We start from the raw sequence: 18,421 nt of genomic DNA, 5'->3' as shown, positions 1-18,421 counted from the left end.
TCGAGTCCGTTCATCAGCTCCATTTTTTTGTCAAAAATCAAGTGGGAGAATGCCCGAGTGGCTAAAGGGGGCGGACTGTAAATCCGTTGACGACGTCTACGATGGTTCGAAACCATCTTCTCCCACCACTTATTTAATATTTTATCTGACCCATTAGCTCAGTTGGTATAAGCAGAGAACCCAAATCTTTGATTTGGTGTGAATCGCTTAGTTAGGCAAACTTGAGTATTATACAATCGTTTGAAGACAAACATTAACTTAATATTTATCTGACCCATTAGCTCAGTTGGTAGAGCATCTGACTTTTAATCAGGGTGTCGGGCGTTCAAGTCGCCCATGGGTCACCAATTTAACATTAAAAAACCGCTATTTTAAGCGGTTTATTTTTTTACCCTCGATTATATCAGTTCAATTTTCACACAAATTTAAAATTTATTCATGCGTAAATGTTTAAGGTTGAAGTACAAAATTTTCTTCCTGACCATTCCAGATAACAGTAAAGGTTACCTCCTGAGGAGGAGTCGAAGCAGCTCCATTACTGCCACTGCCACCCAAATTAACAACCCCATCGCCATTTAAGTTCGCTCCAGTTCCTTCCCCGCCACCACCAGCACGATCATATTTATATGAGATATTTACAACATCTTCCGGATCATCACCACGATAGGCTAACTGAGAAGCATCCCAGCCATAATTGTCCATATGCAGTTTCCCATTCGCATCTTCGATTGGGTTATTATAGTATTTTAACGTATAGGTTCCACGCCAGTGCTCACTCTCACCATGATAGACAATTGTTTTGCCGTCATTTAAATACAGAAAAACCGCATCCGAAATGATGGTTGCCTGCTTACTTGTTTCGATATAATCATTGGCATCCGGAAATGGTTCCTCCAAAAAAATGGATGCATTCTTAGACTGATAGACATTGACCCAGCCATCGAATTCCACTTCTCCAGAGCTATCCGATTCCCAGTGGTTGTATTGATTATATCTTTCATTCAGATTGTCAAATACATAAATATATAAGGTGCCATCGGACTCTTTCAACTTGAATATTCCCGGTTTAATACCGCCAATGGCGTAGTCGGAAGGGTTTTTGATGCCGTCTATCTCCAGCGCCAGATCATGCGCGCCTAATGTATCGATAATCTCAGTTTCCGTTAACCAGGCACTATCGTCCGGCGGATTCCTTATCAGTCCGACGATAATAACAGCCATTATAATCACTGCAGCGGCGATGATATAGAATGTTGGTTTCTTTAAAATTTGCATCATTTCAATTCCTCCTACTGAACCAACTTCACAAAAAGGAAACAGTGACACCGAGCTCAGGTGATTTTTTATTTGCGAGACACTAATTTATTCGGTAAGTTACCACTAAAACTAAACATAATCGAATTTATTTCTTGTAACTAGTATATGATTTTTTAGAAGACAGGTCAAAAGAAATTTATTAAAAAAAGTGATTTTCAATTTTGTATAGCCTATAAAATGCTAAAAAAGCCAGTCCTATCAAGAACTGGCTTATAAATTACTACTATGTATGACGATGAGAGCTATCGATAGTATTTATCAAGAACGAGCATGATCTCATCTATTTTTGCATCACCATCACCTTTTTCAAAGGCATCTTTAACACAGGAATTCATATGCTTTTTTAGAATCTCCAGGTTTGTTTTCTTTAGCAGAGCCTGGACTGCGAGAATTTGCTTTGAAACATCAATACAGTAGCGATCACTTTCCAGCATTTTAATGATGCCATCTATCTGTCCCCGGGCGGTTTTAAGTAAATTAAGCTCGGTTGAACGATCTTTAGTTTCCATCGTTTACTCAGTGATTTCAGAGGCAGGGTAACCGGCATCTGTAAGGGCTGCGGTCACAGCGCTGATATCAACATTTTCGGTAGCTGAAAAACTGGCCTGACCTTCTTCCAGTGAAACGGAGATATCAGTGATTCCTTCGAATTCATTTAAAATACCATCGACTCGTTTAACACAATGCTGACAACTCATATCAGCTACTTTCAATAATTTTTTCATGTTTTTTCCTTCTTTCATTTCTATTTTTTTATCTTGAGGCAGTTCTGCCTTCGTAATGGTTTGATTGGTTTTAACCTGGCTGATGGGAAACAGTTTGGTTTTAAAAGTTTTAAGTGATAAAGCATTAAGAACAACCGAGACTGAGCTTAAGCTCATTGCAGCAGCGGCAAACATAGGATTTAATTTCAGTCCGAAGGGGATGAAAAAAATCCCGGCAGCGAGGGGAATACCAATCACGTTATAGATAAACGCCCAAAATAAATTCTGTTTGATATTTCGCAATGTTGCCTTGCTCAATTGGATAGCGGAGACGATATTCATCAAATCATTTTGCATCAAAATAACATCGGCAGATTCGATAGCGATATCGGTGCCATTGCCGATGGCAATGCCGACATCACTTTGGGCCAGTGCCGGAGCATCGTTGATCCCATCGCCAACCATGATCACCTGATGTCCTTGAGACTGAAGATTCTTGATCATAGATGATTTCTCATGGGGCAATACATTAGCAACAACATTTTCAATGTTCACCATGTTGCCAATGGCGCGAGCAGTTCGTTCATTGTCACCGGTCAGCATATAGACCTGGATACCCATTGCTTTAAGCTGGGAAACTGCCAGATTACTGTTTTCCTTGATGGTGTCAGCAACCGCGATGATGCCTTTAATTGACTGATCCCAACTAATCAATAGTGGTGTTTTTCCCAAGTCTGAGAGTCGCAGATAGTCTTTCATGATCGGCTTCACTGAGATACTGTTTTGTTCCATCAATTTGATATTTCCGATCAGTATCGCTTTGTTTGCGATCTGACCCTTAATACCTAATCCAGACAGTGAATCAAAATGGGTGACTTCAGATAAGGACAATTGGCGCACGTCAGCTTCACTAACAATCGCTTCACTCAGCGGGTGTTCTGATTTTTTTTCAAGTGAGGCGGTCAGTCTCAACAATTCGTCCTGATTCAATTCAGAATCAAAAAGAATGATGTCAGTGATCGATGGAGAACCGACTGTCAGGGTGCCGGTTTTGTCAAAGACGATGGTATGTGATTTTCCGAGAATTTCCAGAGCCGGCCCATTCTTAAATAAGATACCTTTTTCAGCACCTTTTCCGGTACCGACCATAATTGCCGTGGGTGTAGCCAAACCCAGCGCACAGGGGCAGGAAATGACTAAAACTGATATGGCAGCAGATAAGGCAAAGGATAATCCATATCCCAAGACCATCCAGATCGCAAAGGTGAGCAGCGAAATCGCCATCACTGCCGGTACAAAGTAGCGGCTGATCTCATCTGCAATTCTGGCAATGGGGGCTTTTGATGATTGAGCTTCTTCGACCAAGTGAATAATTTTACTAAGGGTTGTATCTTGTCCGATTTTAGTCGCTTTAAACTCAAATGATCCGGTTTTATTGATGCTGCCTGAAATAACAAAGTCGCCAACCGATTTTTCCACCGGCAAACTTTCACCAGTAAGCAGTGATTCATCGACGCTGGAATGACCATTCAGTATTTCACCATCAACGGGAATTCGTTCGCCAGGGCGAATGATCACAATATCCGCAATTTTAACCTCATCGATGTTAATTTCGACCTCAATGTTATTTCGTAAAACCCGGGCATTATCCGGAACCAAAGCAATGAGTTTCTCGATCGCCTGAGAAGTTTTACCTTTGGCCTTCGTTTCAAGGAACTTGCCCAGGGTAATTAAGACAAGGATAACAGTGGTTGATTCAAAATAGAGTTCGTGCGAATAATGATGAATCAATTCCATATTATTGTATGAGAAACCATAGGCCAGAATAAAAAGGACCACCACGCCATAAATGAATGAAGCACTGGTACCCACTGCCACCAGGGAATCCATATTGGGAATCCGTTTCATAAGGGCTTTAAAGCCATTAATATAAAAATGTCGACACATGTAAATAACTGGTAGAGTGAGCAACATCTGCGTTAAGGCATTAATCAATAAATTCTGCTCGCCGGCCAGAAATACTGGAATAGGGAAGCCGATCATCGGTCCCATGGCCAGATAAACCAAGGGAATAGTAAAGATCAGTGAGCCGATTAAGCGAAACTTCACCTCGTCGATTTGACTTTGGTAACCTGGTTTACCTGCTTCTTTTTTATTGGTACTAGCTGTGGCCATGTTGCTGTAATCAGCCAAGGATGCTCCGTAACCCAGTGCTTCGATGGTGCTGATGATCAGTGGTACAGGCACAAGGACCGGATCATGCTGAACAACCAGTTTTTCATTTGAAAAATTTATAACAGCAGATTCGACGCCATTGATCTGGCCAACCTTTCGTTCAATAGCACTGGCACAGGCGGTACAGGTCATTCCGCTTATGTTGAATTGTGTTTTTTCCATCGCAAACCCTCCTCGAGATACACCCCGTATGGGGTGGGGTGTATAGTAACTGTATCGTATACCTTTTAGACAAAAATGTCAACTAAATAAGTAATACATAAGTTACTTTAAGAAATTTGTAATCGCTTGCCAGAAAAAAATAGATGTTGATATCATTTCTTAAAGTGCTATAATGAAAAACATAATTAATGGGTATATTAATAAGAAGTAATTGTACAAAATACTGCTGAAAGGAGACTGATCATGCTACATAGTGAAGACGCTGATATTAATTTGGTCATCAGACAAGTAATTAATCTTGATACTAAGGCAGTGCGGATTAAAAAGAACGTTGTTCGCAGAGCAGACAGAATTTTAGATCGCACCAAAAATGATATAAAAGAAAAGGAAAAAGCTGAGCTGGATGGTGTCCAGGAATTAGCAAAACAAAACTACCAGCAGGAAATTGACAAAGCCAAAGAAGAACGCCAGAAAATAATTGCTTCAATGGAACAGGAGCTTGTTAAGATCCGATGCCGGTATGATGATAAAAAAGAAGATAAGGCCTTAGAAGTTCTGGAAAGGTTATTTAAACAACCGACGAAGAGTAATTGATTTACGAAAGGATGCAATTTAATAAAATCGGTAACGTTTTTTTATTAAATAATCGGCAAACAGGAGAACAACAGTGCCTGATTCTATAGATTTTCGATCTAAATTTTAGAGAAAAGTGTGAGAGTTGAATGTCTAAAAGTAAACATGCATGTATAAGTACAAAAGCACTTGCAATGAGAGCTCGAAAAATACAAGAAAGTGATTATCTTGAGCTGATCAAGGCAAAAGACTTAAAAGAAGTATTCCTTTATCTGAGAGATTATACTTATTTTGGTGATTTCTTGAGAAAAATGGATCCTGAAAATCTTCATCGAACAGATATTGAAGCCCACTTAAATGATTTGAAAGTACAGGAAACTGAAAAGTTGATGCACTATCTGTCCGGCGTTGAAAAAAACTTCTTTCAGGTTCTGTTAGTTCGGATGGAGGTGGAATCCCTAAGGATTCTGATTCGCGGCATTGCCAGAAATGATGAGTTGGAACAGTTAAAAGGCTTAATGGTATATTCTGAAAAATATACAAAAGTACCTTTCGGACGTTTGTTTCGGGCCAAAGACTGGGATGAGTTTAAAAAGTTGCTGATTGATACAGATTATTATCGGATTCTTGAAATTTACAAAGATATTAAGGGCGCTCAAGATTTAGTCATGGTGGAAAAAAATCTAGATCGCTATTATTATGATTTATTAAAGAACCGTCTCGTCAAACTGGACAAAAAGTCGAATCGTGACTTAATTGACTTGGAAAGACGAAATTTTGATTTGCTTAATTTAATCTGGATTTATCGTGGTAAGAAGTTTTATAGCTTATCCCGGGAAGAATTAATTGCCTATTCTTTGCGGGGCGGCCTGGAGCTCAATGAAAAACGTTTATTAAGTTTGGTTAATGCTAAAAATTTAGTTGAAATCAAAGCGCAATTGGTAAATTCTGATTATGCCTTTCTTTTCAATCACACAAAAACCATTGATTTGTTTATGGAAAGGCGTCGGGAGAGATATCTGTATTATCAGTATTTGAATCTCTTTGGGAAAAGTGACAGTGGATTAGGTCGAGTCGTTGGATACGTGCGTTTGTTGGATTTTGAAATCGAAGATATTACTTCGATCATTGAGAGTAAACGCTATCGAATGGGACCAGAGGAAACAAAAAAATATTTAATCAGACCCATTGATTAGGGTGTGAAAGGAAGTATTCTATGGCAGTTGAAAATGTGATTATGATGGATGTGGTCGGTAAGATCAAATATGTTGATAAATTTGCCAAAGACATTTTTCTTTTTAATGATATACAAATAGTCGATGCCATGCATGAAATAGACTCCGGCAGGTTTATTCTGCCAATTCGTGAAGAAAACATGGGAGAACTATTGGGGTTTGCGCAGCTTGTGTCTGGGGAAACCATGATGGATGAAAAGAGTTTTGTAAAAACGGTAAACAAATTGAATGAACTTTATAAGGGCTCACTTAGTTTAGATATGGTTTCTCTGGCAAAAGGAGATACTGATCTTGGCAGAGCTTTGTCAAAAGCGAAAGAGTTTGAGAATAATTTAGTGCTTGAGTATGGCGAAATCAAAGATATTAATGATCGACTTGAAGCGCTGGAAAAAAGTAAAGCCGCATATACCTATTTAGATGAACTGGATGCGAATATGAGTGAGTTGGACAGCCTTGAAAATTTCTCGTATAGTCTGGGTTCAGTAACGAAGGACAATGCTGCCCGCCTAAAAAGTATTTATAATAGTGTGACGTCAATTGTGTTTCATGTCGGTAATCAGAAAGACAATGAAGAAGTCTTTATGATTGTTTCGCCAAGGGATTTAGAAATCGAATCGCAGCGAATTCTCAAAGCACTTAATTTTAAACCGATCGAAGGATTTAGTGACGAGTATACGGAGACGCCAAGAATAATTCTTGAGAAAATAAATCAGGAAATTAAGCAGCATAATGAGATAAAATCAAAACTGCTGGTAGATTTGAATATTCATCTTGAAGAAAACAGAAACGACGCTACGGATAGTTTTAACACCCTGAGTTTATATGGAAACCTTAGTATCATCAAAAAATACATGGCTTTCAGCGATGAAAATTTCTATTTTTCAGGATGGATTTCCAAACGTGATAAACAACGAATGGAAGCCATCGCGGCAAAATATCCGGAACTGATTATCATGTTTTCGGATACGAATAGCGGAAGTGGAAAACCACCGACAAAATTAAAAAACAACTGGCTTTTTCGTCCCTTCGAAACCCTGGTGAAAATGTATGGAGTGCCCTCGTTTAATGAGCTGGACCCAACCCCTTTTTTAAGCATAACCTATATGTTTTGCTTTGGATTTATGTTTGGAGATGTTGGCCAGGGCCTTGTTCTGGCTCTCGCTGGATTGATCCTGGGAAAAAGGGGAGTGGAGCTTGGGAAAGTGCTCTTTCGATTAGGACTGTGCTCCACGGTCTTCGGTTTTATGTATGGCAGTATATTTGGATTTGAAGAAGTGCTCCATCCTTTGTGGGTAAGGCCCTTTGATGAGATCAACACGATTCTTCTGGCAGCCGTTATGATTGGGATTGTGATGCTGTTGATGGCTTATGTATATAGCATTATCAATAAGCTTAAGAAGCATGAAATCAAAGAGGGTGTTTTTGGAAAAAATGGGATCTGTGGTTTGGCTTTGTATGCCAGTATTCTGGGGATAGTTGGTTTAAACTTTGGTATTATTCCATTTGCCGGAGTATTAACTCCGGTATTAATAATTCTGGCGATAGTACTGGTGTTTCTGGTATTGATCAGAGAACCTTTGGCAAACTATTTAATGAAAAAAAAGCCATTGTACGAAGAGACCGCCTCAGAATATTATGTTGAAAGTGGTTTTGAGTTATTTGAGATGCTTCTGGGGATGTTGAGCAATACCCTTTCCTTTATCAGAATCGGGGCCTTTGCTTTAACCCACGTCGGTCTGTTTATGGCCTTTCAGACCCTGGCCATCATGGTCCAAAATGGTGTGATCAGTGTGGGGATACTCATCTTCGCCAATATTTTTATCATCGCCCTGGAAGGATTAATCGTGGGAATCCAGGCATTGAGATTACAGTTTTATGAATTATTCAGTAAATACTATTCAGGTGACGGAATTGAATTTAAACCCGTTGATCTGGAAATTAATTTAAATTAAGGAGAATTTGAAAATGAATGTTTTAACTCTGATTACCATTGGAGCAGCACTATTAGTTTTAGGGACGATCGCATGTGGGGTTTATTTTGTCTATAATGATTGTGATGAAAAAAGTCAAAATATGAAAAAATTCTTACGCGTTAATTTGTCAACATTTATTCCGTTGCTGGCCGGGGCGCTTATTTTTATGGCTCCCAGCATTGTATCCGCAGCGACAGAAGGCGCACCAGGTGGAATTACTGATGCTGGTCTAGGTTATATCGCTGCGGCACTTTCTACCGGGTTGGCTTGTGCGGGTGCTGGTTATGCGGTTGGTGTTGTTGGTTCGGCTGCTTTGGGCGCCGTCTCTGAAGACCAGAAAATTTTAGGTAAAACTCTAATCTATGTTGGTCTGGCTGAAGGGGTCGCGATTTATGGACTAATTATTTCAATTATGATCATCGGAAGTCTATAAAAATGAAATCATACGTGATCAGTGAGAACCGGGATTCCTTCCTGGGAATGCAACTGGCGGGCATTGAAGGGACTTATTTAAAAACAAAAGATGAAATTGAAGGAGCGTTTAAAGAAGCGCTAAAAAATAAAGAGATTGGAATAATTTTTCTGACCGAAAAAGCATATCTGATGATTGAAGAAGCCGTCATCGAAGTAAAGAAGAAGTATTTTACACCTTTAATTACAATTATTCCGGATCGATATGGCTATCAAAGAAGTGAAGGAATGATAACACGGTATATTAAAGAGTCTGTGGGATTGTAAGGATGTGACGAAATGATTTCTGTAGAAGAAAAACTCCGGGTGTTTACCCAATATCTTTTGAACAAAGAACGAAAATGGGGAAAAGATATTATCTACGAAGCGAAAGAAAAGAAACAAGCGATGCTTGTGGACTCGGAAGAGAAGATAGTAAAAGAAAAACGAACCATTGAGGAGCGAAGTTATCACACCATCTTCAGAGATAAAAATAAAATTATCGCTGAAGGCAAAAATAAGGCAAAAACTCTGGAACTTGAAGAAAAGAATCGCATTCTACTGGATTTTAACCAGCTGATTCGGGAAAAAGCCAGAGAATATCTGACCGAAGAGGTGTATACTAATTATCTTCGTGATTGTATTGTTCAGATTCCGCAAGTGTTTGGGAATAAAAAAGGGATTGTTGTTTTTGTCAACGAACGCGATTTCAGCCAGATCAAAGCCATCATTGAAAACGAACTAGACGGATTTGCCGTTGAATATCATCAAGATTGTCAGGATTGTATCGGTGGGTTTATTGTTGAAGATGCTGAAGGGCGACTTCATTGCGACTTTACCGTTGAAAATCTGATCAAAAGCAATTATAAACTCATTGGAATGACCCTCAACGGATTTATGGAAAAGCAGGTGGGCTAGGTGGCGATTATGGAAGAAAACAAAATAAATGGAATGATCTCGGCAATTAATGGACCGGTTATCAAGGGAAAGAATATGACCACCTTTAAAATGCGGGAAATGGTTACAGTTGGTGACAAACGCCTGATTGGCGAAGTGATCGTTCTCGAAGGTGATATGGGTACAATTCAGGTCTATGAAGAAACCGAAGGCTTAAAAATCGGCGAGAAGATCACGCCCACCGGCAAACCGCTGAGCCTGAAACTGGGACCAGGAATGTTAAAAAATATGTTTGACGGGATTCAGCGGCCGCTGGAAAAAATCCAGGAACTGTCACCCATTTTTATCCCAGAAGGGATCGGTCTATTATCCATTGATGATCAAAAGCAATGGGCGACTACATTGACGGTAAAGCCCGGTGATGTGCTATTGGCTGGGAGTATTTTTGGTACTGTCCAGGAAACTGAGGTCATCCAAAACCGACTTTTAGTTCCGCCGAACCTTTCGGGTACCGTCATTGAGGTGGTTCCCAATGGCAGCTATACCATTGAAGATGTGCTGGTCAGAATTCAGGATGGCAAGAATCAGGTCCATGAATTAAAAATGGCCCATGAATGGCCGGTTCGTACCCCGCGGCCCAATGCCTATCGCCGGGAAACCCTGGTGCCGCTGATTACCGGCCAACGGGTTATTGATATTTTCTTTCCGATTGCCAAAGGCGGAACCGCAGCGATCCCTGGTGGATTTGGAACCGGAAAAACGATGACCCAACATCAATTGGCCAAATGGTCTGATGCGGATATCATTGTTTATATCGGCTGCGGTGAACGGGGCAATGAAATGACCGAAGTTATTGAAGATTTTCCTAAGCTGATCGATCCCCGCTCCGGGAAATCGATTATGGAGCGAACAGTTTTGATTGCCAATACCTCCAACATGCCGGTGGCTGCTCGGGAGGCCAGTATTTATACGGGTATCACCATCGCTGAATACTACCGGGATATGGGTTATGCGGTAGCGATGATGGCGGACTCCACCTCGCGCTGGGCCGAAGCATTGCGGGAAATCTCTGGTCGTCTGGAAGAAATGCCGGCGGAAGAAGGTTATCCGGCTTATCTGCCGTCGCGAATTGCGGAGTTTTATGAACGGGCAGGCAGTGTTGAAACCCTGGGCGGAGATGATGCTTCGATTACGATCATTGGGGCCGTGTCGCCAGCTGGTGGCGATTTTTCCGAACCTGTGACAGAAAATACCAAGCGTTTTGTTAATGTCTTTTTGGCGTTGGACAAAAGCCTGGCCTACGCCAGACATTATCCGGCTATAAACTGGCTGGAAAGTTACAGCGGTTACATTAAAATATTATCTGACTGGTATGAGGATAATGTGGCTGAGGATTGTATCAGTTTGCGTAACAAGATGTTGGAACTCTTATACGAAGAAAATAAACTCCAGGAAATGGTTATGCTGGTGGGAGAAGACGTGCTTCCGGATGACCAGCGTTGGGTGCTTGAAATTGCCAAAATAATCAAGGTCGGTTATCTTCAGCAAAACGCCTACAACAAAGATGACACCTATGTGCCGCTGGAAAAACAATATGCCATGTTGAAGGCTATCGAATACCTGTATGAAAGAGGTCGGGAAGGACTGAAACTTGGTATTCCGACTTCTCAGCTTAAAGACCTGGATATTTTTAGTCAATTTATAAAAATGAAATACACCATTCCCAATGACGATTTGAGCGGGATTGATCGACTAAAAGATGAGATCGATCAGCATTATGAAGTTCTTTTTAAAAAATATGAGAATTAGGGGGAAACAATGAAAAAAGAGTATTTAAAGATTGACAAAGTCGTTGGTCCCCTGATTCAGATCTCGGATGTTGATGATGTTTTCTATGGTGAAGTGGTTGATATTGTTGAAATCAGTACTGGCAAAGTCAAAAAGGGAAAAGTTATTAAAATTGAAGAAAAAAATGTTATCATACAGGTGTTTCAAAACACCGCTGGACTGGCAGCCGGGAACAGCATCATCAAATTTACCGGGGAATCCTTTAATTTACCGATGTCGCTGGATTTGCAGGGCCGGATTTTTAATGGCATCGGCGAACCGATTGACAGCGGCAGCGATATTTTCAGCCTGGTTGAAGCCAATATCAATGGCCGCCCGATTAATCCGATGTCCCGTGAATATCCCCGTAACTTTATTCAGACCGGGATTTCATCCATTGATACCCTGGCCACATTGATCCGTGGGCAAAAGTTGCCGATCTTTTCCGGCAACGGCTTGCCCCATAATGAACTGGCCGCTCAAATTGTTAAACAGGCCCGATTGGGTGACAATGTCCATGAGGACTTTGCGGTAGTCTTTGCAGCCATCGGCGTTAAGCATGATGATGAAAAATTCTTCAGAAAAAGTTTTGATGATGCTAATGTTATGGATCGGGTGGTGATGTTTGTCAATTATGCTGATGACCCCATTGCCGAGCGAATTACAACACCCCGCTGTGCCTTAACGGCAGCTGAATATCTGGCCTTTGAAAAGCATATGCATATTCTGGTAGTGATGACCGATATTACCAGTTACTGTGAAGCGCTCCGGGAAATCTCTTCGGCCCGGGAAGAGGTACCCAGTCGTAAAGGTTATCCTGGCTATATGTATTCGGATCTGGCTTCTCTCTATGAACGAGCCGGAATGCTGAAAGACCAAGCTGGGTCGATCACCTTCTTGCCGATCCTGACCATGCCGAATGACGATATCACTCATCCCATCCCTGATCTAACCGGTTATATTACTGAAGGACAGATTGTTCTCGGCCGGGATTTGTTCCAGCGCAGCATCTACCCGCCGGTGGCCATTTTACCGTCTCTGTCCCGCTTGATGAAGGATGGGATTGGCGATGGTTTCACCCGGGAGGATCATGCTGAGGTTGCGAATCAATTATTTGCTTCCTACTCCAAGGTTCAGGAAGTCCGGGATTTATCTCAGATTATTGGAGAAGAGGATCTAAGTCCCACCGATAAAAAATATATGGCTTTTGGACGAGCCTTTGAGGCGAAATATTTGAATCAGGGTTTTGATGAGAGTCGGAATATTATCCAAAGTCTTGATCTGGGATGGCGGCTTTTAGCCTTGTTACCGTTAACGGAACTAGATCGACTCAGTCCCGAGAACATAACAAAATATTTTCCGAAGGAATCATAGGTGGTACGATGGCCATTAAAATAACCCCAACAAAAGCTAATTTGATTAAAGCCAAAGGGCGACTGAATTTTTCGGAAAAAGGATACGATCTCTTAGATAAAAAAAGGACCATTCTAATCCAGGAAATCATGCAATTGGTTAAGGAAGCAGAGCTGATTGAAAGTGAAATCGCCCAGAAGTTTCGCGATGCTTATGAGGCCCTGCAGCAGGTTTGTATCAGTATGGGGCTCAATCATCTGGAAGAGTTTGCCTTATCAGCGATGTCAGAAAAACCTTTTGAAATTCGAATTAAAGGGGTTATGGGTGTTGATATACCAGAGGTGGTATATACCGAAAAATGTGAGAAAAGTTTGCCCTATGGGTTTTATGAAAACAATCCGGCCCTGGACATCGCCATCAAGAAATTCAATGATGTTAAATTTCTGTCATATCAACTGGCTCAGGTGGAAACGACCGCCTATAAACTGTCGCTGGAAATAAAAAAAACCCAGAAAAGTGCCAATGCTCTGGACAAGATCCAGATTCCCCGCTTAAAGGCGGAAATAAAGTATATCCAGGACACCATCGAAGAAAAAGAGCGGGAAGAGTTTTTCCGGCTTAAAAAGGTCAAAAACAGGCGATAAAAAACAAAGCCGGAGCATTGCTCCGGCTTTGTTTTATCACACAACTGCCGTACCGACCAATTGTTAATCTGTTGTCGGTACTGGGTTGGACTATCAGCCGTTTTGAACGTTATAAACGGCTTCTTTGGGAATCAGGCTGAAATCCGAGGCGGTCAGCAGAGCGATGGCTTTTTCCTGATCGTCGGCTTTTAAAATAATCAGGGGTGCCCCCTGGTTATTGGGCATCACGAAGGAATACACATATTCAATGTTGACGTCATGATCCGAAAGCAGGGCAAAGACATCATGTAGGCTGCCGACCTTGTCGGAGGGGTCAATGGCCAGCACGTAGCTTTGTTTAACGACGTGACCGGCTTTTTTCAGGGCTTCGGCGCCCAACTCGGGTTTATCCACGACGATCCGCAAAATTCCAAATTCAGCGCTGTCAAAAACGGAAATGGCCCGAATATCCACCTGGGCATCTTTCAAGACCTTGGTAATCTTGCTGAGATGGCCTTTTTTGTTTTCAATAAAGACCGACAATTGATTAATAAGCATGGTGTACCTCCTATTGGTTTTCTGATCGCAGATCGATGACGCGTTTGGCTTTTCCTTCGGAGCGAACCAGACTTTTGGGTTCGACCAGATGAATGCCGGCGTGAATGCCGAGGATCGTGTGCAGTTTGGATTCAATTTCTTTGTAAAGCTGATCCAGCAGGGTCACCGAAACCAGCAGATCCTGGTTGACCACTTCCACATCGATTTCGATACGATCTAAATACCCTTTTTTGAGGACCCGAATCTGGTAATTAGAGCCGATCCCCTTAATACCCAGAAGTACCCCTTCAATTTGCGATGGGAAGACGTTCACCCCGCCGATAATCAGCATATCGTCAGTTCGTCCGGTGATCTTCGCCATACGGACTGAGGTCCGGCCGCAGTCGCAGGGGGTGGTGTCCAACCGGGTAATATCCTTGGTACGGTAACGGATCAGCGGTAGTCCTTCTTTGGTAATCGGGGTGATTACCAATTCCCCTACTGAGCCTTCAGGAAGCACTTCCAGGGTATTGGGGTCGATGATTTCGGCAATAAAGTGATCCTCATTGATGTGCATCCCTTTAAAAGCCAGACACTCGCCAGAAACGCCGGGGCCGATGAGTTCGCTCATGCCGTAGTTCTCAGTGGCGACAATCCCCCAGGCTTCGTTGAGTTTGGCCCGCATTTCTTCGGTGGAACCTTCGCCGCCAAAGAGGCCGTATTTTAGAAACAGCTCTTCTTTGGGATCAATTCCCATTTCCTGGGCGGCTTCAGCCAGATGCAGGGCATAGGAGGGGGTACCGATCAGGACGGTGGATTGGAAATCCTGCATGATCATAATCTGTTTCTGGGTATTTCCAGCCGACATCGGGATCACCCCGGCGCCAACCTTTTCCAGCCCCTGCTGTAAGCCAAAGGCCCCGGTAAAGAGGCCGAAGCCGAAGGTGATCTGGGCCGTATCTTCATTGGTGACGCCACCCATGGTGACGATTCGGGCGATCACTTCCCGCCAGACCTTCATATCGTTTTTAGTGTAACCGACCACGGTTGGTTTGCCGGTGGTACCGGAAGAGGCGTGATAACGAACAATTTTATTTTTAGGTACGGCAAAGAGGCCAAAGGGATAATTTTTCCGAAGATCTTCCTTGGTGGTCAGCGGCAATAGCCGCAGATCTTCCAGGCTTCTGATATCCACGGGCTTAACCCCGGCGGCCTTGAACTTTTCATGATAATAAGGCACGTTTTCATAAACGTGATGCAGGGTTTTCTTTAAACGCTTAAACTGGAGTTTCCGGATTTCATCCCGGGACATCTTTTCTTTATCAGACCAAATTTTCATAACTTCTCCCCTCATCTTAAAAGCAGCATGCTGTCTGCGTATTTATTAGTTAATTTGTCGGTTTCCAGGAACTTTTCAGTGAGACAATCTGGTTAAAAACCGGGGCGTTCGGTGTCGAATATTTGGGATCGACTGAGAAAAATCCATTGCGGATAAACTGGAATTTTTCATAGGGGCTCGCCTTCAGCAGTTCCGGTTCAATATAAGCTTTGACAATTTCCAACGATTTCTGATTGATTCGTTCCAGAAAATTGTCCTTGTTGAGGCCGGCATCATCTTCGACCAGATAGTCGTAAAGGTGGATTTCCACTTCACTGGCATGGCTGGCGTCCACCCAGTGGATCGTCCCTTTGACCTTCCGCTCGCAACCGGCCCCGGATTTGGTGGCCGGATCATAGGTGCATTTTAACTCAATCACCTGGCCGTTGGCATCTTTAATCACTTCCTGACAGGTGATGAAGTAGGCACCACGCAGGCGGACCTCATTTCCAGGGAACAGCCGGAAATATTTTTTGGGAGGTATTTCCATAAAATCACTGCGATCAATCAGAATTTCACGACTGAATGGAGTAGTATAGCTTCCCATTTCATCATTTTCCTGGTTAAGTGGTAGTTCAACCCATTCGGTTTGGTTTTCCGGGTAGTTCGTGATGGTCACCTTCAGGGGATCGACCACCGCCATTAAACGGGGTGCTTTAAGCTTCAGGTCGTCCCGGATAAAATGTTCCAGCATCGCGATATCCACGGTGCTGTTGGTTTTGGCGACGCCAATGGCTTCGCAGAAGGCCTGAATTGATTCGGGCGTAAAGCCACGCCGGCGCAAGCCAGAGATGGTGGCCAACCGGGGATCGTCCCAGCCATCGACAATTTTTTCATCGACCAGTTGTTTTAAGAAGCGTTTGCCGACAATGGTTTTGGTCAGGTTGAGCTTGGCGAATTCGATTTGTCGGGGCGGTTCGTTCTTAAAATCATCGATGTTGGCCAGCACCCAGTCATAGAAGGGGCGGTGGTCTTCAAATTCTAGGGTGCACAGGGAATGGGTAATCCCTTCGATGGCATCCTCAATCGGATGGGCGTAATCATACATCGGATAAATATACCAGTCTTCGGTGGTGGAATGGTGTTTGGTGTGGAGAATCCGATAGATGGCCGGGTCCCGCATATTCATGTTGGGGCTACCCATATCGATTTTGGCCCGCAGGATGTGTGAACCTTCCGGCAGTTTTCCGGCCTTCATCTGGGAAAACCGGTTCAGGTTTTCAGTAATGGGGCGGTTACGGTAAGGACTCTCCTTACCGGGTTCGGTCAGGGTGCCACGATACTGGCGCATTTCATCGGCTGAGAGTTCATCCACGAAGGCCAGGCCTTTGCTGATCAGTTCAACGGCGTACTCGGCCATTTTATCAAAATAACTGGATGCAAAAAAGAGCCGCTCATCCCATTTGATCCCCAGCCAGCTGAGATCTTCCTTGATGGAATCCACATATTCCAACTCTTCTTTGATGGGGTTGGTGTCGTCAAAGCGGAGATTGAATTTTCCATGATACTGTTGTGCGATGCGGTAGTTGAGCAGCGAGGCTTTGGCATGTCCTATATGTAAATATCCGTTTGGTTCGGGGGGGAAGCGGGTGTGAACGCGATCGTCGGTGTAGACCTTGTTGGCAATATCCTGATCGATTGCATTGGTGATAAAATTCGTCTTTTTTTCTGTGGTCTCCATTAATTTCCTCCTGTTTATATATTTGCCAATAATACCATAAAGCCGGGTTTATTACAATAAATTGAGTACTGATAGATTTAAATACGGATTATTTTTTAATGAAAAGACCGTTCTGATAGAAAAGGTCGCCATCGGCATAAATCTCACCGCCGTCTTTCATATCGCAGAGCATGTCCCAATGGAGCATCGAATCGTTGATAGGGCCGCATTCCGGGTAAGATTTGCCGAGAGCTATATGGATGGTGCCGCCGATTTTTTCATCAAAAAGCATGTTCTTTGTAAATCTCGTAATACCATAGTTGGTGCCGATGGCAAATTCACCAGCATAGTGGGAACCTTCATCGGTATCAAGCAAGGCATGGAGCAATGCTTCGCCGCGTTTAGCATTGGCCTGGACGACTTTGCCGTCTTTAAAGGTAAGACGGATGTCTTCAATTTCCTGACCGCTGTAAATGCCGGGAAAGGTGAAACGAATGGTTCCGTTTACGCTTTCTTTTACCGGTGCAGTAAAGACCTCGCCGCTGGGAAAATTATGATGGCCGTCGGAATTGATCCAGATCCGATTTTCAGTGCTGAGGGTCAGATCGGTATCTTTGGCAACTACATGGAAGTTTGTTTTTTGATTTAAATAGGCAACCATGACCGCCTGTTCATCGTGGATTTTTTGCCAGGAGGCAGTGGGGTTGTCGGTATTGAGAAGACAGGCCTCAAAAACGAAATCTTCATAATCAGACAGCGACATGTTGGCTTCCTGAGCGCCGCTTTCAGTGGGGTAGAGGCACAGCGCCCAATCCATTTCACCCCAGGCCACCCGGTCATTGTAAATTTTTATAACCGGTGCGCCGGAACGGCGTTGCAGAGCGATGCGTTCGCTGGAAATCGCTGCCAGCGACTTGAGGTTATGGTCCCCCAGAATGTTTAGTATCTTATCGGCCTGGGAATAGACCGCCATCATCATCGGGGCATTATACTGCAGTTGGTCGTTGTTGCCTTCCTTTAAAAGAATTTCTGAAATGCCCTCCGGGTTAAGGATCACAGTGGGGTGAGCTCCGGCTTTTAACACTTCCCGGTAGCACTCTTTAATCAGGGGCAGGGCTAGATCGGAACCCCGGATCACAACCCACTCGTCGGGCTTAACGTAGAGGGAATAATTGATCAGGGTTTGGGCATATTTTATCAGTCGCTGATCTCTCATGATTTATCTCCTTATAATTGAAATAGTATTAGTTAAATATATCCGAAAAAAGAATTTAACTCAATAAAAAATTAAAAAAACAGGTGACAAATGTAAACGAACATTGTATAATGACCATAGTATAGTTAATGATTACAAGCTCATAAATGGTAAAAAATGTTCAGACAAAATTGTCCATGCTCCATTTAAAAAAGAATAATCAGATCCTGTACATTAAAATTAAGTGGAGGTAACTCATGGAAGACAGAACTTTAATTTGTCAAGATTGTGGCGAAGAATTT

The 18,421-nt window shown here is 42.8% G+C and carries 16 protein-coding genes and 2 tRNA genes; 11 read left to right on the top strand and 7 right to left on the bottom strand.

The genetic code is table 11. The features are described 5' to 3' along the window. Window positions 1–43 precede the first annotated feature (43 nt). Window positions 44–128, top strand: a tRNA-Tyr gene (locus ACEW8F_RS16285). A gap of 143 nt (window positions 129–271) precedes the next feature. Then, window positions 272–347 (top strand) — tRNA-Lys (locus ACEW8F_RS16280). A gap of 103 nt (window positions 348–450) precedes the next feature. On the opposite strand, the gene ACEW8F_RS16275 is transcribed toward ACEW8F_RS16280, so the two are convergent. The 3 genes from ACEW8F_RS16275 to ACEW8F_RS16265 all read right to left on the bottom strand — a co-directional run bounded on the left by ACEW8F_RS16275 (window position 451) and on the right by ACEW8F_RS16265 (window position 4,418). Beyond that, window positions 451–1,278 (bottom strand): hypothetical protein, encoded by an 828-nt coding sequence (locus ACEW8F_RS16275; RefSeq protein WP_373484517.1) that lies wholly within the window; start codon window positions 1,276–1,278, stop codon window positions 451–453. 281 nt (window positions 1,279–1,559) lie between these two features. Continuing rightward, a complete protein-coding gene (locus ACEW8F_RS16270; protein ID WP_373484516.1) occupies window positions 1,560–1,826 on the bottom strand; it encodes a metal-sensing transcriptional repressor in 267 nt (88 codons plus the stop codon). Between the two features lie 3 nt (window positions 1,827–1,829). Next, a complete protein-coding gene (locus ACEW8F_RS16265; RefSeq protein ID WP_373484515.1) occupies window positions 1,830–4,418 on the bottom strand; it encodes a heavy metal translocating P-type ATPase in 2,589 nt (862 codons plus the stop codon). A 243-nt stretch (window positions 4,419–4,661) separates the two neighbouring features. On the opposite strand from ACEW8F_RS16265, the gene ACEW8F_RS16260 reads away from it, so the two are divergent. The 9 genes from ACEW8F_RS16260 (at window position 4,662) to ACEW8F_RS16220 (ending at window position 13,370) form a co-directional block, all read left to right on the top strand. Beyond that, complete coding sequence (locus ACEW8F_RS16260) at window positions 4,662–5,012, top strand: hypothetical protein (protein WP_373484514.1); 351 nt, start codon at window positions 4,662–4,664, stop codon at window positions 5,010–5,012. Window positions 5,013–5,140: 128 nt separating this feature from the next. Further along, entirely contained in the window at window positions 5,141–6,187 is a 1,047-nt protein-coding gene (locus tag ACEW8F_RS16255) for a V-type ATPase subunit (protein WP_373484513.1), read from the top strand. Between the two features lie 20 nt (window positions 6,188–6,207). Further along, window positions 6,208–8,178 carry a V-type ATP synthase subunit I gene (locus tag ACEW8F_RS16250; protein ID WP_373484512.1) on the top strand — a complete coding sequence of 657 codons (1,971 nt, stop codon included), beginning with the start codon at window positions 6,208–6,210 and terminating at the stop codon, window positions 8,176–8,178. A gap of 13 nt (window positions 8,179–8,191) precedes the next feature. Further along, window positions 8,192–8,632, top strand: a complete 441-nt coding sequence (locus tag ACEW8F_RS16245; protein ID WP_347412901.1) for an ATP synthase subunit C — start codon at window positions 8,192–8,194, stop codon at window positions 8,630–8,632. A 2-nt stretch (window positions 8,633–8,634) separates the two neighbouring features. Continuing rightward, on the top strand, window positions 8,635–8,937 hold the full coding sequence (locus tag ACEW8F_RS16240; RefSeq protein ID WP_373484511.1) for a V-type ATP synthase subunit F: 303 nt from the start codon (window positions 8,635–8,637) through the stop codon (window positions 8,935–8,937). Between the two features lie 12 nt (window positions 8,938–8,949). Continuing rightward, window positions 8,950–9,567: a V-type ATP synthase subunit E gene (locus ACEW8F_RS16235; protein ID WP_373484510.1), complete on the top strand. Its 618-nt coding sequence runs from the start codon at window positions 8,950–8,952 to the stop codon at window positions 9,565–9,567. A 9-nt stretch (window positions 9,568–9,576) separates the two neighbouring features. Further along, window positions 9,577–11,355: a V-type ATP synthase subunit A gene (locus ACEW8F_RS16230; RefSeq protein ID WP_373484509.1), complete on the top strand. Its 1,779-nt coding sequence runs from the start codon at window positions 9,577–9,579 to the stop codon at window positions 11,353–11,355. Window positions 11,356–11,364: 9 nt separating this feature from the next. Then, window positions 11,365–12,747 (top strand): V-type ATP synthase subunit B, encoded by a 1,383-nt coding sequence (locus ACEW8F_RS16225; RefSeq protein ID WP_373484508.1) that lies wholly within the window; start codon window positions 11,365–11,367, stop codon window positions 12,745–12,747. A gap of 8 nt (window positions 12,748–12,755) precedes the next feature. Further along, a complete protein-coding gene (locus ACEW8F_RS16220; RefSeq protein ID WP_373484507.1) occupies window positions 12,756–13,370 on the top strand; it encodes a V-type ATP synthase subunit D in 615 nt (204 codons plus the stop codon). Between the two features lie 93 nt (window positions 13,371–13,463). Here the strand turns inward: ACEW8F_RS16220 and ACEW8F_RS16215 are convergent, their stop codons facing one another. From ACEW8F_RS16215 to ACEW8F_RS16200, 4 genes are all read right to left on the bottom strand, one after another. Next, window positions 13,464–13,907 carry an amino acid-binding protein gene (locus ACEW8F_RS16215; protein WP_373484506.1) on the bottom strand — a complete coding sequence of 148 codons (444 nt, stop codon included), beginning with the start codon at window positions 13,905–13,907 and terminating at the stop codon, window positions 13,464–13,466. Between the two features lie 10 nt (window positions 13,908–13,917). Continuing rightward, window positions 13,918–15,225, bottom strand: a complete 1,308-nt coding sequence (locus ACEW8F_RS16210; RefSeq protein WP_373484505.1) for a phenylacetate--CoA ligase family protein — start codon at window positions 15,223–15,225, stop codon at window positions 13,918–13,920. 49 nt (window positions 15,226–15,274) lie between these two features. After that, the gene (locus ACEW8F_RS16205) at window positions 15,275–16,945 is read right to left on the bottom strand and encodes a glutamine--tRNA ligase/YqeY domain fusion protein (protein ID WP_373484504.1); all 1,671 of its coding nucleotides are present in this window, start codon (window positions 16,943–16,945) and stop codon (window positions 15,275–15,277) included. An 88-nt stretch (window positions 16,946–17,033) separates the two neighbouring features. Further along, window positions 17,034–18,140 carry an aminopeptidase gene (locus tag ACEW8F_RS16200; protein WP_373484503.1) on the bottom strand — a complete coding sequence of 369 codons (1,107 nt, stop codon included), beginning with the start codon at window positions 18,138–18,140 and terminating at the stop codon, window positions 17,034–17,036. Window positions 18,141–18,421: the final 281 nt, after the last annotated feature.

Source organism: Acetobacterium sp. (assembly GCF_041752335.1).
Taxonomy (GTDB): Bacteria; Bacillota; Clostridia; order Eubacteriales; family Eubacteriaceae; genus Acetobacterium.
Note: the sequence above shows the minus strand (reverse complement) of the source record. Positions and strands in the feature narration are given on the sequence as shown.